The organism is Actinoallomurus rhizosphaericola, assembly GCF_024055675.1.
GTDB classification, from domain to species: domain Bacteria; phylum Actinomycetota; class Actinomycetes; order Streptosporangiales; family Streptosporangiaceae; genus Actinoallomurus; species Actinoallomurus soli.
In genome coordinates this window covers 378,853-392,743 of record NZ_JAMXMW010000001.1, presented here as the reverse complement: position 1 = coordinate 392,743, position 13,891 = coordinate 378,853, and the positions used below count along the sequence as shown (strand labels likewise).

Annotated in this window: 15 protein-coding genes; 6 read left to right on the top strand and 9 right to left on the bottom strand. The window is 70.6% G+C overall.

Annotated elements, in window-relative coordinates:
* Both NE234_RS01910 and NE234_RS01905 read left to right on the top strand, forming a co-directional pair.
* Window positions 1-234 (top strand): Lrp/AsnC ligand binding domain-containing protein, encoded by a 234-nt coding sequence (locus NE234_RS01910; RefSeq protein ID WP_252777405.1) that lies wholly within the window; start codon window positions 1-3, stop codon window positions 232-234.
* 62 nt (window positions 235-296) lie between these two features.
* On the top strand, window positions 297-767 hold the full coding sequence (locus NE234_RS01905) for a DUF3515 domain-containing protein (RefSeq protein WP_252776260.1): 471 nt from the start codon (window positions 297-299) through the stop codon (window positions 765-767).
* A 12-nt stretch (window positions 768-779) separates the two neighbouring features.
* Here the strand turns inward: NE234_RS01905 and NE234_RS01900 are convergent, their stop codons facing one another.
* The 4 genes from NE234_RS01900 to NE234_RS01885 form a co-directional block, all read right to left on the bottom strand.
* On the bottom strand, window positions 780-1,643 hold the full coding sequence (locus tag NE234_RS01900) for a LysR family transcriptional regulator (RefSeq protein WP_252776258.1): 864 nt from the start codon (window positions 1,641-1,643) through the stop codon (window positions 780-782).
* 95 nt (window positions 1,644-1,738) lie between these two features.
* On the bottom strand, window positions 1,739-4,108 hold the full coding sequence (locus NE234_RS01895; RefSeq protein ID WP_252776256.1) for a glycoside hydrolase family 65 protein: 2,370 nt from the start codon (window positions 4,106-4,108) through the stop codon (window positions 1,739-1,741).
* Window positions 4,105-4,857: a beta-phosphoglucomutase family hydrolase gene (locus NE234_RS01890; RefSeq protein WP_252776254.1), complete on the bottom strand. Its 753-nt coding sequence runs from the start codon at window positions 4,855-4,857 to the stop codon at window positions 4,105-4,107. The genes NE234_RS01895 and NE234_RS01890 overlap by 4 nt, the downstream gene beginning before the upstream one ends.
* 110 nt (window positions 4,858-4,967) lie before the next feature.
* On the bottom strand, window positions 4,968-6,974 hold the full coding sequence (locus tag NE234_RS01885; protein WP_252776252.1) for an NPCBM/NEW2 domain-containing protein: 2,007 nt from the start codon (window positions 6,972-6,974) through the stop codon (window positions 4,968-4,970).
* Window positions 6,975-7,101: 127 nt separating this feature from the next.
* On the opposite strand from NE234_RS01885, the gene NE234_RS01880 reads away from it, so the two are divergent.
* Complete coding sequence (locus NE234_RS01880) at window positions 7,102-7,902, top strand: DeoR/GlpR family DNA-binding transcription regulator (RefSeq protein WP_252776251.1); 801 nt, start codon at window positions 7,102-7,104, stop codon at window positions 7,900-7,902.
* Between the two features lie 13 nt (window positions 7,903-7,915).
* Here NE234_RS01880 and NE234_RS01875 read toward each other — a convergent pair whose 3' ends face one another.
* From NE234_RS01875 to NE234_RS01865, 3 genes are all read right to left on the bottom strand, one after another.
* Window positions 7,916-8,779, bottom strand: coding sequence for an oxidoreductase (locus tag NE234_RS01875; protein WP_308206822.1), 864 nt, complete (start codon window positions 8,777-8,779; stop codon window positions 7,916-7,918).
* Between the two features lie 269 nt (window positions 8,780-9,048).
* Window positions 9,049-9,546 carry a SigE family RNA polymerase sigma factor gene (locus tag NE234_RS01870; protein WP_252776248.1) on the bottom strand — a complete coding sequence of 166 codons (498 nt, stop codon included), beginning with the start codon at window positions 9,544-9,546 and terminating at the stop codon, window positions 9,049-9,051.
* 68 nt (window positions 9,547-9,614) lie between these two features.
* Window positions 9,615-10,550: a hypothetical protein gene (locus NE234_RS01865; RefSeq protein WP_252776246.1), complete on the bottom strand. Its 936-nt coding sequence runs from the start codon at window positions 10,548-10,550 to the stop codon at window positions 9,615-9,617.
* Window positions 10,551-10,897: 347 nt separating this feature from the next.
* On the opposite strand from NE234_RS01865, the gene NE234_RS01860 reads away from it, so the two are divergent.
* Window positions 10,898-11,521: a class I SAM-dependent methyltransferase gene (locus tag NE234_RS01860; RefSeq protein WP_252776244.1), complete on the top strand. Its 624-nt coding sequence runs from the start codon at window positions 10,898-10,900 to the stop codon at window positions 11,519-11,521.
* Between the two features lie 589 nt (window positions 11,522-12,110).
* On the opposite strand, the gene NE234_RS01855 is transcribed toward NE234_RS01860, so the two are convergent.
* Window positions 12,111-12,611 (bottom strand): ATP-binding protein, encoded by a 501-nt coding sequence (locus NE234_RS01855; RefSeq protein ID WP_252776242.1) that lies wholly within the window; start codon window positions 12,609-12,611, stop codon window positions 12,111-12,113.
* On the bottom strand, window positions 12,608-12,838 hold the full coding sequence (locus NE234_RS01850; protein WP_252776240.1) for a hypothetical protein: 231 nt from the start codon (window positions 12,836-12,838) through the stop codon (window positions 12,608-12,610). Before NE234_RS01850 ends, NE234_RS01855 begins: the two co-directional genes overlap by 4 nt.
* Window positions 12,839-12,886: 48 nt before the next feature.
* Between NE234_RS01850 and NE234_RS01845 the strand changes: the two genes are divergently transcribed.
* Window positions 12,887-13,762, top strand: a complete 876-nt coding sequence (locus NE234_RS01845) for a helix-turn-helix domain-containing protein (protein ID WP_252776238.1) — start codon at window positions 12,887-12,889, stop codon at window positions 13,760-13,762.
* A complete protein-coding gene (locus NE234_RS45770; protein ID WP_406566919.1) occupies window positions 13,753-13,848 on the top strand; it encodes a DUF397 domain-containing protein in 96 nt (31 codons plus the stop codon). Before NE234_RS01845 ends, NE234_RS45770 begins: the two co-directional genes overlap by 10 nt.
* Window positions 13,849-13,891: the final 43 nt, after the last annotated feature.

The window sequence follows — 13,891 nt, the reverse complement described above, 5'->3', positions numbered from 1 at the left end:
ATGGTGCAGGCCTACATCCTCATCCAGACCGAGGTCGGCAAGGCGGCCGAGGTGGCCCGCACGATCTCCGAGATCACCGGGGTCACGCTCGCCGAGGACGTCACCGGACCGTACGACGTCATCGTCCGGGCGACCGCCAACAACGTGGACGAGCTCGGCAAGCTCGTCGTCGCCCAGATCCAGTCGGTCGAGGGAATCACGCGCACCCTGACCTGCCCCATCGTCCACATCTGAGCCCGTTGTCCGCACTGCCGCAAGTCTGCACCACCGGGTGCCTCCCGAGAGCGGGGGGCCGGGTGGCGGCGCGGCTGCGGCGGGCGCTCCCGGTCGTGGCGATGCTGTCGGTGGTCGCGGCGGGGTGCGGTGCGAGCGACGTCGAGGTGCCGGTGCCCCGGCCGCCGGCGTCGGTGGTGTCGTTGTGCCGGGCCTTCCACGACCGGCTGCCGCAGCGCCTGCATGGCATGAAGCGCCGGTCGACCAGCCCGCGCTCGGACCTCGTCACCGCGTGGGGGTCGCCGGCCATCGTGGTGCGCTGTGGCGTCACCCGCCCGGTGGGGTTGCACAAGACGTCCGAGCTGGCCGTGATCAACGGGATCAACTGGCTGCCGGTGCCGCCGGACCGCCCGGTCACCTTCACCGCCGTCGGCCGGCACGCGTACGTCGAGGTGACCGTGCCGCCCAAGTACACCCCGCCCGGCGACGTGCTGAACGAACTGACCACGGCGATCAAGTCCACCATCCCCGCCAACTCCGACGCGACCCTGTGAGGCACGCCCCGCCTACAGGGTGAGGTGCCGTGCGGCCGCGACCAGCGCGGGGAGGGCGCCTCCGGCGTCACGCCGCCACAGCAGGACGACCTCGATCGGCGGCATGGGTTCGAGGATCGGCCGGAACACCAGCCCCGCCGGGACCTGCGCCGCCTCGCGTACGCACAGGGTGTAGCCCTCCCCCGCCGCGACGAGCAGGGGGACCAGGTCGTGGCCGAAGGCCGCCGGGCCGAGCCTCGGATGCAGGCCGCGCCCGGCGAACTGGTCGACGAAGCGCGCCGCCTCGGCGGTCCTCGGCAGGATCAGCGGTTCTTCGGCGAGGTCGGCCAGGGAGAGGGACTCCCGCGCGGCGAGCGCGTGGCCGCGCGGCAGCAGCGCGCGGACCGGGGCCCGGTGGACGACCAGGCGGGAGATGCCGTCGGCGGCGGGCACCGGACGGTAGCCCAGCCCCGCCTGCACGTCCTCCCCGACGATGTGCGCCACCTGCTCGGCGGTGCGCATCCGGGTCATCCGCACCCGCGCCCCCGGAGCGAGGCCGCGCAGCGTGCCGAGGATCGCCCGCACGACGTCGGACAGCCCGTCGGCGACCGCGAGGCGCAATCCGCCGAGCTCGCCCGCCACCGCCTCGGAGACGGCCGTGAGCGCCTGGTCGAAGACGCCGAGGACCGCCTCCGCGTGGGCGGCGAAGACCTCGCCGACCGGCGTCAGGTGCATGCCGCGCGCGGTGCGCTCGAACAGCGGCGCGCCCACCTCGCGCTCGACGATGCCGAGCTGCTGCGAGAGCGTCGGCTGTGCGACGCTCAGCAGCTGGGCCGCCCGGCGCACGTTCCCGGTCTGGGCGACGGCGAGGACGTAGCGCATCTGACGTACGTCCACGCGGCCTCCCTCCGACACCTGTGGGGATGATCACACAGATCGCACGCCTTCGCATCGGGAGCCACGGGCGGGTCCCCGCCCGCCCGCGGAGGCCCCTACTCGGCGCGCGGTCCCCTGGCGACGGTCTTGTCGCGGCGGGCGGGCTCGCGGCCGGGCGGCTGCGCGGGACTGGGCCGCGACGGGAGCGGCGGCACACCGACCCGTACGGCGCCGCCGTCGAGCCGGACCGGCTCCCCGTAGTGGTCGATCTCCAGCGGTTCGCCGCCCAGCAGCTCGTACACCACCTCGTCGTGGCCGATGGTGACCTTCAGGCGCCGGCCGCGGAACCGCATCCGGAACGCGAGCCGCGAGATCCCGGGAGGCAGCCGCGGCGCGAAGGTCAGCCGCGCGGTGTACTGCCGCATCCCGCCCAGGCCGGCGACGAGCGCGGTCCACGTCCCGGCGAGGGAGGCGATGTGCAGGCCGTCGCGGGTGTTGTGCTCCAGGTCCCGCAGGTCCATCAGCGCGGCCTCGCCGATGTAGTCGTGGGCGAGTTCCAGGTGCCCGGTCTCGGCGGCCATGACCGCCTGGGTGCAGGCCGACAGCGAGGAGTCGCGCACGGTCAGGCCCTCGTAGTAGACGAAGTCGCGGAGCTTCTCGTCGTCGGTGAACGCGTCGCCGCGCAGGTGCAGGGCCAGCACGAGGTCGGCCTGCTTGACGACCTGCTTGCGGTAGATGTCGAAGTACGGATAGTGCAGCAGCAGCGGATAGTGGTCGGGCGGGGTGTTCTCGAAGTCCCAGCGCGCGTGGTGGGTGAAGCCCTCGCTCTGCGGATGCACCTCGAGCCGCTTGTCGTAGGGGATGACGACGGCGTTCGCGGCGTCCCGCCAGTCCGCGGTCTCCTCCTCGGTGACGCCCATGCGGCGCGCCTGCTCGGGGTAGTCCTCGGCGAGGTCGGCGGCGGCCCGGAGGTTCCGCTGGGCCATGAGGTTCGTGTAGACGTTGTTGTCGGCGATCGCGCTGTACTCGTCGGGGCCGGTGACGCCGTCGATGCGGAACCTCCCCTTCGCGTTGTGGTGACCGAGGCTGCGCCACAGGCGCGCGGTCTCCACGAGGAGGTCGAGGCCGACGTCGCGGGAGAAGTCCTCGTCCGCCGTGGCGTCGGTGTAGCGGATGACGGCGTCGGCGATGTCCGCGTTGATGTGGAACGCCGCCGTCCCGGCCGGCCAGTAGCCGGAGCACTCCTGCCCGGCGATCGTCCGCCACGGGAACGCCGTGCCCCGCAGCCCGAGCAGTTCGGCCCGTTCCTTGGCCAGGTCGATGGTCGCGTGCCGCCAGCGGAGGGCGTCCGCGGCGGCCTCCGGCCGGGTGTAGGTCAGCAGCGGGAGCACGAACGTCTCGGTGTCCCAGAACGTGTGGCCGTCGTAGCCGGGACCGGTCAGTCCCTTCGCGGGAATGGGGCGGCGCTCGGCGCGGGCGCCCGCCTGGAGCGTGTGGAAGAGGCCGAACCGTACGGCCTGCTGCACCTCGGCGTCGCCCTCCACCTCGACGTCGGCGCCGGCCCAGAAGTCGTCGAGGAACGCGCGCTGTTCGCGGACGAGCCCGTCCCAGCCGGTCATCTTGGCCGCGGCCAGCGCGGCGATCACCTGGTCGTGCACGGCGGGCCGGGACCGCTGGCTGGACCAGCCGTAGGCCAGGTACTTGACCAGACGCAGCCGCTGCCCCGGCTGGAGGCGGGTGGCGATCGTGTAGCGGCAGACGTCCTCGAAGCTGTCGGAGGTGATCGTGCACTCGGGGCCGTCGATCTCGTGGCCCATCGCCGCGGCGACCCGCAGGCCGCTGTGGCGGGTGCGGTGTACGAGGACGGCGGTGTCCTTGTCGGCCACCGACTCCTCGCCGACCAGGGGATTCTCCAGCCGCCCGGCCACTCTCGGGTCCTTGCCGAGGTCGGGCAGGGACTCGTTGGCGACCAGCTCGGACTGCACGACGATGCGGACGGGCCGGTCCACCGCCTCGACCTCGTAGTGGATCGCGGCGACGCCCCGCTGCACCAGGGAGACCAGCCGGACCGTGCGGACCCGCACCGAGTCCCCCGCCGGGGACTTCCACTCGACCTCGCGGGTCAGCGTGCCCGCGCGGAAGTCCAGCACGCGCTCGTGGGAGCGCAGCTCGCCGTACCGGACGTCGAACGGCTCGTCCTCGACGAGCAGCCGGATCACCTTGCCGTTGGTGATGTTGATGACGGTCTGCCCGGACTCGGGGTAGCCGTACCCGGCCTCGGCGTAGGGCAGCGGCCGCAGCTCGAACACCGAGTTCAGGTAGGTGCCGGGCAGGCCGTGCGGCTCGCCCTCCTCCAGGTTCCCGCGCAGGCCGATGTGGCCGTTGGACAGCGCGAACACCGACTCGCTCTGTGCCAGGGTGTCCAGGTCCAGGCTCTGCTCGCGGACGCACCAGGGTTCGACCGTGTACGCGGCCTGCCGGATCATGCGCGCTCCCCCTCGCCGTCGCGGTCCAGCAGCTCGGACAGGTCCTGCACGACGACGGTCGCGCCGTGCTCCTTCAGCGCCGCGGCCTGGCCGATCCGGTCGACGCCCACGACGCACCCGAAGCCGCCCGCGCGCCCGGCCTCGACACCGGCCAGCGCGTCCTCGAAGACCACCGCCCGCGAGGGCGGCACGCCGAGCGCCTCGGCCCCGGCCAGGAACATGTCGGGCGCGGGCTTGCCCGCCAGGCCCCGCTCCTTGGCCGTCAGCCCGTCGATCCGCGCGTCGAACAGGTCCGCGATTCCGGCGGCGTCCAGGACCTGCGCGGTGTTGGCGCTCGACGACACGACCGCGGTGGACAGGCCCGCCTCGCGGACGGCCCGTACGTAGCGCACCGACCCCGGGTACACCTCGACGCCGTCCTCGGCGAGCTTTCGCAACACGAGCTCGTTCTTCCGCTTGCTCAGCCCCTCGATCGTCGCGGCGCCCGGCGGGTCGTCCGGCGAGCCCTCGGGCAGCGTGATGCCGCGCGACTCCAGGAACGACCGGGTCCCGTCCTCCCGGCGCTTGCCGTCGACGTACTCGTCGTACTCCCTGACCTGGTCGAACGGCCGGAACGACGGCCCCTCCCGTTCCCGCAGGAACTCGTCGAACATCTCCTTCCACGCCGCGGCATGCACCGTGGCGGTGCGGGTCAGTACCCCGTCCATGTCGAACAGGCAGGCCGTGACGCCGTCCGGCAGTCCCAGCATGTGTCTCCTCCCCGAGATCGCCGATGACACATGCCTACCCCACCGCATCGGGATAAGCGCCCCGAATGCGGGCGGGGCGGCCCGCGGGCCGCCCCGCGTGATAGGGAACGTCAGGCGCAGGTGACCTTCGCGTCGGCCCAGTCGGCGTGGTCGCTGTCGACGCCGTTGCCGCCGTCGGTGACGATCAGCCGGACGAACTGCGCGCCGGAGACGTCCGCGGTCAGGTGCTTCGCCGGGTCGGCCGTGGTGAGCAGGCCGCTGTCGGCGACCTTGGTGCCGTCGGCCCAGATCTCGAAGGTGACCGAGCCGTTCTGGGTCTTCTCGTCGTCCACGCCGACGTCGGCGGACACCGCCGTGCAGCGCTTGGCGAGGTAGTACTCGACGGTGCTCGGGGCGTGGGCCCCCAGGCCCTTCTGGTAGACCACGCCGTTGATGGTGATCGGGTTGCCGTCGGCGTCCCCGGTCTCGCCGTTGCTGCGGTCCTTCTCGACCGGGCCCCAGCCGTTCGTCGAGCGCACCCACGTCAGGTCGCTGAGGTAGGAGGTGCCGGACGGCGGCGCGTCCAGCTTCCGCACCGTCACCTGGACGTCCTCGGTCAGGGTCTCGTCGGCGGTCCCGGCCCGGGCGGTCAGCGTGTACGTGCCGGGCGCGGTGTCGGCCGGAGGCCGTACCGTCCAGTTCGTGGTCAGCGAACTCCCGGTCGGCAGGGCCGGGCGGGTCCGCGCCGAGGTGGCCTCGACCGTCCAGCCTCCGGGGCCGGTGAGCGTGGCGTTCACGCGCAGCGCGGGCCGCCGGCCCGCGTTGGCGACGGTGGTGGTCACCGTGGCGTCCGCGCCGGGCTGGAGGATGGGGAGCGCGCCCGGGTAGGCCACCGGCAGGCCGATGCCGAGGTCCACGGCGGGCGGGTACTCCGCCCAGGACCGGTCCGCCGCGACGCGGTACATCACCGTGCCGTGCGCCGGAACGGTCGCGGCGATGACGCCGGCCGTCTCGTGGGTGGTGTGCGCCCACAGGTCGCGCACCGTGTACGCGGCGGCGCCGGGCAGGCCGACGGCGCTCGCGGAGGTGGCGATCCGCTGCGGGGAGTCGGTCTCGTTGAACAGCGCCACCGCGCGGTCGCCGTTGGCCAGCCGCTTGACGAAGACGTCGCGGCCGCCGTCCGTGCTGATCGGCGCGCCCTGGACGCCGAGCCGGTCCTGGTCGACGGCGATGACCTCCTTGTTCTCCAGGATGGACATCGTGGCCGCGGACGCCTTGCGCAGGTCGGTGCCGATCAGCAGCGGGGCCGCCATGATCGACCAGAGGCTGAAGTGCGAGCGGTACTCGGTGCCGGTCATGCCGCCGTTGCCGACCTCGAGCATGTCGGGGTCGTTCCAGTGCCCGGGCCCGGCGTACTGGGTCAGGGCCATGTTCTGGTGGACGATCGACAGCATCGAGCTGTAGCTGTCGGAGATGTCACCGGTGGTGCGCCAGGAGTTGCCGACGTCCTTGCCCCACAGCCAGGGCTGGTTGGAACCCCACTCGCAGATGGAGTACAGGATCGGGCGTCCGGTGGCCTTCAGCGCGTCGCGCATCTTCGTGTAGCGCTGGATCGCGTCCACGCCCTGGTTGTTGCAGTTGTCGTACTTGAGGTAGTCGACGCCCCACGACGCCCAGGTCCTGGCGTCCTGCTCCTCGTGGCCGAGCGCGCCGGGCATGGTGCCCGCACAGGTCAGGGTGCCCGCGCTGCTGTAGATGCCGAGTTTGAGGCCCTTGGAGTGCACGTAGTCGGCGAGCGCCCGGATCCCACTGGGGAACCGCGTCTTGTTCGGCACCAGGTCGCCGTTCGCGTCGCGGTTCTGCTCGGCCCAGCAGTCGTCGAGGTTGACGTACTGGTAGCCGGCGTCCTTCAGGCCCGAGGACACGAACAGGTCGGCGATGCCCTTGACCATGTCCTCGTTGAAGTCCGCCCCGCAGTGGGTGGCGTTCCAGTTGTTGAATCCCATCTGCGGGATCAGGGCCAGGCCGTTGTCGAGCGCCGCGGCCGGTGGGGCGGAGGAGAGGGCGAGCGCGACGGCGGTGGCGGCCCCCATCGCAAGCGCGGTGACGGCGGAGGTCAGAGATCGAACTGTGCGCATGACCGTTGGTACCTCGTCCAACACGAACCAACAAGATCCAAAACTGTGGCCCGTCGGACAGCGTTGACACCTGTCGGGTTGCGGCGGGAGGCTGCCTCCGGCACCCGGCCCACGCGAAGGAGGGACGATGCTCGCCCAGCAGCGGCAGCAGGCGATCCTTGAGCGGGTCCAGCAGCGCGGCGGCGTCCGCGTGGCCGACCTCGTCCGGGAGTTCGGCGTCTCGGACATGACGATCCGCCGTGATCTCGAGGTGCTGTCCGAGCGGGGGCTCGTCGCGAAGGTTCACGGCGGCGCGACGACGATCGGCACCGCGTCCACCGAGGAGCCCGGCTTCGCGGCCAAGTCGGTGCGCCAGCGGCAGGAGAAGGAGGCCATCGCCCGCCGCGCCGCCCGGCTCGTACGCCCCGGCACGGCGATCGCCGTGTCCGCCGGCACCACCACGTGGACCCTCGCCCACCACCTGACGGACGTGCCCGACCTCACGGTGGTCACGAACTCGGTGCGCATCGCCGACGTGTTCCACCGCGCCGCCCGCGCGGACCAGACGGTCGTCCTGACCGGCGGCATCCGCACGCCCTCGGACGCGCTCGTCGGCCCGGTCGCGGTCAGCGCCATCCGGTCGCTCAACGTGGACCTGCTGCTGCTCGGCGTCCACGGCATGAGCACCCGCGCCGGGTTCACCACGCCGAACCTCATGGAGGCCGAGACCGACCGCGCGATGGTGGCCGCGGCACGCCGCCTCGCGGTCCTCGCCGACCACACCAAGTGGGGCACGGTCGGCCTGTCCACGATCGCGCGGCTGGGCGACGCCGACGTCCTGATCACCGACGCGGGCATCGGCGACGACGCCCGTACCGCCCTGTCCGAGTCGGTGGGCGAACTGTCCGTCGTCGAGGCCGATCCCGTACGGGCCGGGGACGACGCCTGAGGAGAGCGCGCCCTCAGCCGAGCTCGGCGAGGTCCTCAGCGCTCAGCTTCAGCGTGCCGGCGGCGATGTTCTCCTCCAGGTGCTCCAGCGAGCTCGTTCCCGGGATCAGCAGGATGTTCGGGGACCGGGCCAGTAGCCAGGCGAGGGCCACCTGTGGCACGGTCGCCCCGTGGCGGGCGGCGACGGCCTCCAGGCTTCCGGCCGTGACCGGCGTGAACCCGCCGACCGGGAAGAAGGGCACGTACGCGATGCCCGCCGCCGCGCAGGCGTCGACGAGTGGGTCGTCGTCCCGCTGCGCGACGTTGTAGAGGTTCTGGACGCAGGCGATCGGCGCGATCGCGCGGGCCTGCTCGAACTCCTCCGCCGTGACGTTGGAGACGCCCAGGTGGCGGATCAGGCCCTCCTCGCGCAGCGCGAGCAGCGTCTCCAGAGGCTCGGCCAGCGACGTCCCGGAGCGGTCGAGGTCACCCATCCGCAGGTTCACCACGTCCATGCGGTCCACGCCGAGCGAGCGCAGGTTCGCCTCCACGCCACGGCGCAGATTGTCGGGTGTGAGACCGGTCTTCCGTTCGGCGGGCAGGGCGATGTCCGAACCCTCGACCAGCGCTCCTACCTTCGTCACGATCACCAGATCGTCCGGATAGGGGTACAGCGCCTCGCGGATCAGCTCGTTGGCCGCCACGCCGTCGCGCGCGTAGTAATCCGAGGTGTCGAGGTGGTTGACCCCGAGCTCCACCGCCCGGCGCAGGACGGCCAGGGCCGTCTCCCGGTCCGGCCGGTCGCCGCGCGGCCACCCGGTCAGCTTCATCGTGCCGTACCCGATCCTCGCGACGCTCAGATCGCCGCCCAACGCCCAGCGTTCATCAGTCCTGGTCACTCCCCCACCCTAGGGGCGCGCGGCGGTCGCGAAGTATTGGATCATCCGATGCGCGGGTGCCCCATCAGAGCGGGTCGGACACCACCGGGAGGCACCTCGCTTCCCAAGCCGTCTACTCAGAGGAGAATTCGTCTCCCCTGAGTAGACACCGCGGAACGCGAGGCCACCTCCCTCCGCAGGCACGGAGAGGAGCCGATCATCCGGTGTGTCGCCGCACACGAGTCGCCGGAGATCGGGGCGCCGGATGGTCACTTCGACGGCGGCCTTGCTCAGAAGCGGCCGGTCGCCGCGTCGGCCTCGGTCTCCTCGTCCAGCAGTGTGCGGAGCTTCGAGAGGGCGCGCATGCTCTGAACCTTTACGTTGCTCTGGGACATGCGGAGCATGTCGGCGACGTCCCGGACGCTCATGTCCTCCCAGTACCGCAGCACGACGATCGCCCGCTCGCGCGGTGGCAGGTGCCCCAGCGCGGTGAGGAGGGTGAGGCGCAGGTCCCCCTGGCCGGCGTCGGCGGGCGTCTCGGGAACCTCCGCGGTGGTGACCTCGTCGGCGCTGCGCCGCCGTTTGTGGTCGAGGAACGCGCGCAGCATGATCTTCTTCGCGTACGCGTGCGGGTCGTCGACCCGCCGCCACTTGACGTACAGCCGGGCGAGGGCGATCTGGGTCAGGTCCTGGGCGAGATGCCAGTCGTGGCTCAGCAGGAAGGCGGTCCGCCGCAGCCGTTCGCCTGCCGCCTCGGCGAATTCGCAGAACGCGTCGTCGTCGCGCATCGAGGTCCCTTCACGGGCGACGCGGTACGGCGGGCCGCCGAGAGGCGGCCCGCCGTACCTGCGGTCGGTCAGTTGACGGTGGGTAGGGACGGGTAGTCCGTGGCGGCCTTCTTGACGAGCGCGGCGTCCATCTTGGCGCCCCACGCCGGGTTCGCGGCGATCTTGAGCGCCTGGTCCGGGGTCAGCACGACGATCCCGGGCGAGTTCTCCTTCCCGTTCCAGGCCAGCCAGTCGGTGGTCATGATGTCCACGGTGACGCCGTTGCCGTGGTCGACCACGACATCGCCACCGGTGGAGTTCATGTCGACGAGGGCCCGGCCGCCGCCGGCCAGGTCACGGCAGCCGGGCAGCTTCTGCGTCGAGTTCTTCGTGAACCACTGCTGGGCCTGCGTGCGCTCGGCATCGGTCTTGGCGGCCTTGAGCAGCCGATCCCGCAGAATCTTCAGCGCGGCGATGCGGCGGGCGGAGGGCTTGGTGCTGCACGCTTGCGCGCTCAGGCCGCCCTTGTAGACGAAGGCCCGGACCATGCCCGGTCCCTTGCCCGTGTCCAGGTAGACCTGGCCGAAGGCGTACCGATTCTTCTCCTGTGGTCCCTTGGCGTAGCCGCTGGTCCGGCCCTTCGGGAGCAGCTTGATGAGCTGCTCCACCACCGCGGCGTCGGTGACCGGCAGCTTCGAGCCACGCGGCTGCTTGATGACGGTGGAGGTCGAGTCGGCCGCCAACTGCGGAGCCGGCATCTCGATCGGCTTCGCGCTCGTCCCACCGGTTCCAGCCGTCGCCGTCGCCGCGGTGCCGGCCGACCTGTCCGCGTTGCCGGGCATCACCGCGAAGGCGGTGACGGCCAGGGCCGCCGCCGCTCCGGTCACACCTGCCGTGAGCCAGGCCCTCCGCTGCCGCCGCCGGTGCCGGCCTTCGCGTACGGCGCCCTCGACCAATCCGCCGAGCGGCGGCTCCTGCTCGGCGGACATCTCTTGACGGAACATCTCCCGCAGCCTCTCTTCCATTTCGCACCTTCCTTCCAGCCGGGGCGCGCGCTCCCTTGCCCCAGAAGACGGGATGGAGATCGGGTTCGGTTACAACCGATTCGGCGGAAGATTCGCCGCAGCGACTTCGCTCGCCGTCGGGCAGCACGAGGTGGGTCGGTTCGCCGCCGATGGGTGCCGGGGCGAGCCGACCGTCCCGACCGCGGCATCGCAGTCGGACGTCGTCGCACTGGGAGAACCGGCGGGAACCACGGGCAGAGCAGCACCCAGTGCCAATGTCGCCGATGTCTGTGCGAGCTTTTACGGTGATCGGCGATCCCCGAGGTGTGGTTCAGGAGCTGCCACAGCGACCGCGGTAGGGTACGGGCGTGGATTGGTATACCTGGCATGATGGCTACGACCAGCCAGGCTCGCGGCTGGCACAGCGGTTGCCCATCGTGCAGGGACGAATAGTTGAGGCCCTCGATAACGCCGGGCCTGGTTCCCTCAAGGTCATCAGCATGTGTGCCGGCCAAGGCCACGACATCTTGGGAGTACTGACCGATCACCCTCGCCGTCACGATGTCAGTGCCCGTCTGGTGGAGCGGGATCCTCGCAATGTGGCAGTCGCGGAGAATACGGCCCGGTCGGCTGGGTTGGACAAAGTCGAGGTGGTTGCGGCCGACGCCGGGCTCTTCGACCAATACAAAGGCATGATGCCGGCAGACATCGTTCTTGTCTGTGGCGTCTTCGGCAACATCCTCGATGAGGACATTCAGCTCACCATCAGCGGATGCCGCGAGCTGTGCAAGACCGGCGGTAGCGTCATCTGGACTCGCCGTCGCTCAGCCCCCGATCAGGTACCACAAATCTGCGCCTGGTTCGAGGAGCAGGGTTTCGAACGGCAATGGTTGTCCGATGCCTCCTGGGATTTCGGGGTAGCCATGCACCGTTTCGTCGGAGAACCGCAACCGTTCTCCTCACGGCGTATGTTCACCTTCCGCAGTAAGTGAGTACTGCCGTCCCGGATCTCACCGCATCACCGACCACCTCTGCCAGGCTGTAGCCGGTGCCCTGCGGGCGGCACGCACGGCTTCGGTCGCTCCGTACGCGGAGCTCGGGAGAAGCGGGAGTGGGGCCAGGCGACTTCAGGCGTTGCTCCCGGAGCGCGGTGGAAGCGGGGTCGCGGCCCTCCCGCCACAGACCACGCGGAGCGACGCGTCCGCCGAAGATCTCCCTGCGGTGACCACATACGTTCGCCGGTCCAGTGGCGCCGCGTGCCTGCCCCGAGGGTGTACCCCCAGGAGGAGCAAATCCCTGCTCAGGGGACGGCGTCGAGAAGGAACCCGCTTACTCCCGGCTGCGAAGGCCACGGCCGGCCACTCACTCGTTCCCAACGGCCGATGACGCCGGCCCATGACATCGGCGACGCGACTCGGCCGCTATCGCTGCCACTCCGCCGCCGATGTCGCCGCCTTGCCGCTGCCACCGACGGATCACACCCGATTCGCCGGATCTGCCGGGTCAACACCGACGTCAGGGCGGCCGAACGTGATCGCCTCGGTGGTCGTACGGCGGTGGAGACATCGGTGCGCCCCCATTTCAGCCGGATCGGTCGCAGCGCAGCCGTGCCCACACCACGCGGCTGCCGTCTCCGTGCCGGTACGTGCCGTACCGGTCGGCCAGGGCCCCGATGCCGTACAGGCCCAGTCCGCTCTCGGGGAGGTCGCCCCCGTCGGCGAGGGCGGCCCCGACCGGGTCCTGCCGCGGAAGGCGGGGTTCCTTCGGCCCGCCGGCGTCGATGACGTGGATCTCGCCGAAGGTCGGCCGGCGGTACAGCGCGACCGTGAACGTCCCGCCGGGACGCCCGGAGGCCGAGTGGCGGATGGCGTTGGTGGCCAGCTCCCCGGTGACCCACGCCGCGTTCGCGGCGAACGGGGCGTCGGCGAACAACTGGCTCACGAACGTACGGGCGGCGCCCACCTCGTCGGGCGTTCCGGCGAAACGGCGTTCCCACCGCAGCATCCCCGGCCGCCTGGCGGCCACCCGGCCGCCGAACGGCCGCCACTTCTCCTCCCGGTCGATATCCGACCCCGAAATCATCGCGATTCTTCCTTTCTTTCGTGCAGTTCGAGGCTTTTGCGAGCGGCTGCCGGATAACGCCGTACGAGGCGGTCGAGAAGCGTGAGATCGACCGCGACCGACGTCCCCATAGGGCCGAGCGCTTCAAGGACCTCCCGGAGCCGATCGACGGACCGCTTGAGCTCATCCGGCGACGTCATGGCCATGTAGCGGAGTAGGTTCGGATGTCCCCCGCGATTCTTCGACATCGCATGAGAATGTTCCTCCGTTCCTGATTTCCCTCCCAACAATGGCCGATGACGTTTACGCTGAGAACTGCCTTAACGACGGGGCCGATATGCACAAGGCGCGCCAGGGAGGCGTGGAGCTCCGTAAAATCCGGCGAAAGGGATGTCATGGGCCGACAGACCAGCCCGACGCTCGTCACTCTCGGACGACTCGTACGCACTTATCGCGATGCGTCCGGAATACTGCAGAAGGACCTAGCCAACCGCCTCGGCTACTCCGACGGCTGGCTCAGCAACCTCGAGACCGGCCAGCTCCGCCCCCGCAGCGAACAGGTCGCCTCGATCGAGGAGAAGCTCAACCTCCCCCACGGCGCCCTCATGGCGGTCTACGACCAACTCGACAACGAGTCCCTCCCCGGCTGGTTCCGCCCCTGGATCGAGGAGGAACGGCGAGCCGAGGTTCTACGATCATTCGGCCTGACGGTCATCCCCGGGCTACTCCAGACCGTGGATTACGTCCGCGCCCTGCTCCAGGAGGACGAAGCCGCCGTCACGGCGCGAATGGAGCGGCAGGCGATCAGGCAACGGGAAACGCCACCGGCGCTCCACTTCGTCATCGACGAGGGCGTGCTCTACCAGGAGCGCGGGGGGCCAAAAGTCATGTACGACCAGCTCATGGCGTTGGCCGACGCGGTCTCTCCACGGCTCACGGTTCAAGTTGTACGCTCAAGCATGAACCCCCGAAGCCTGGGAGCGTTCACCATCGCGACCGTGGACGGCAACGACGTGGCCTATGTGGAGACCGCCGTAAGAGGCATCGTCACGAGCAGCCGGGACGACCTGGCGGCTCTCTCCGAGGGATGGGAAACCATCAGGGCGCACGCCATGCCCCAACACGAGTCGATCGATTTCATTCGCAACATAGCGGAGGAACGATGGACCTGAGCAACGCTGACTGGCGCAAGTCGACTCGCAGCGGACAGAACGGCGGCGACTGCGTCGAAGTCGCCACGATGGACGTAAGCGCGTAGCGCGCATCCCCGAAGCGTCCCCCGTCCTTGATCACCGGAGCCG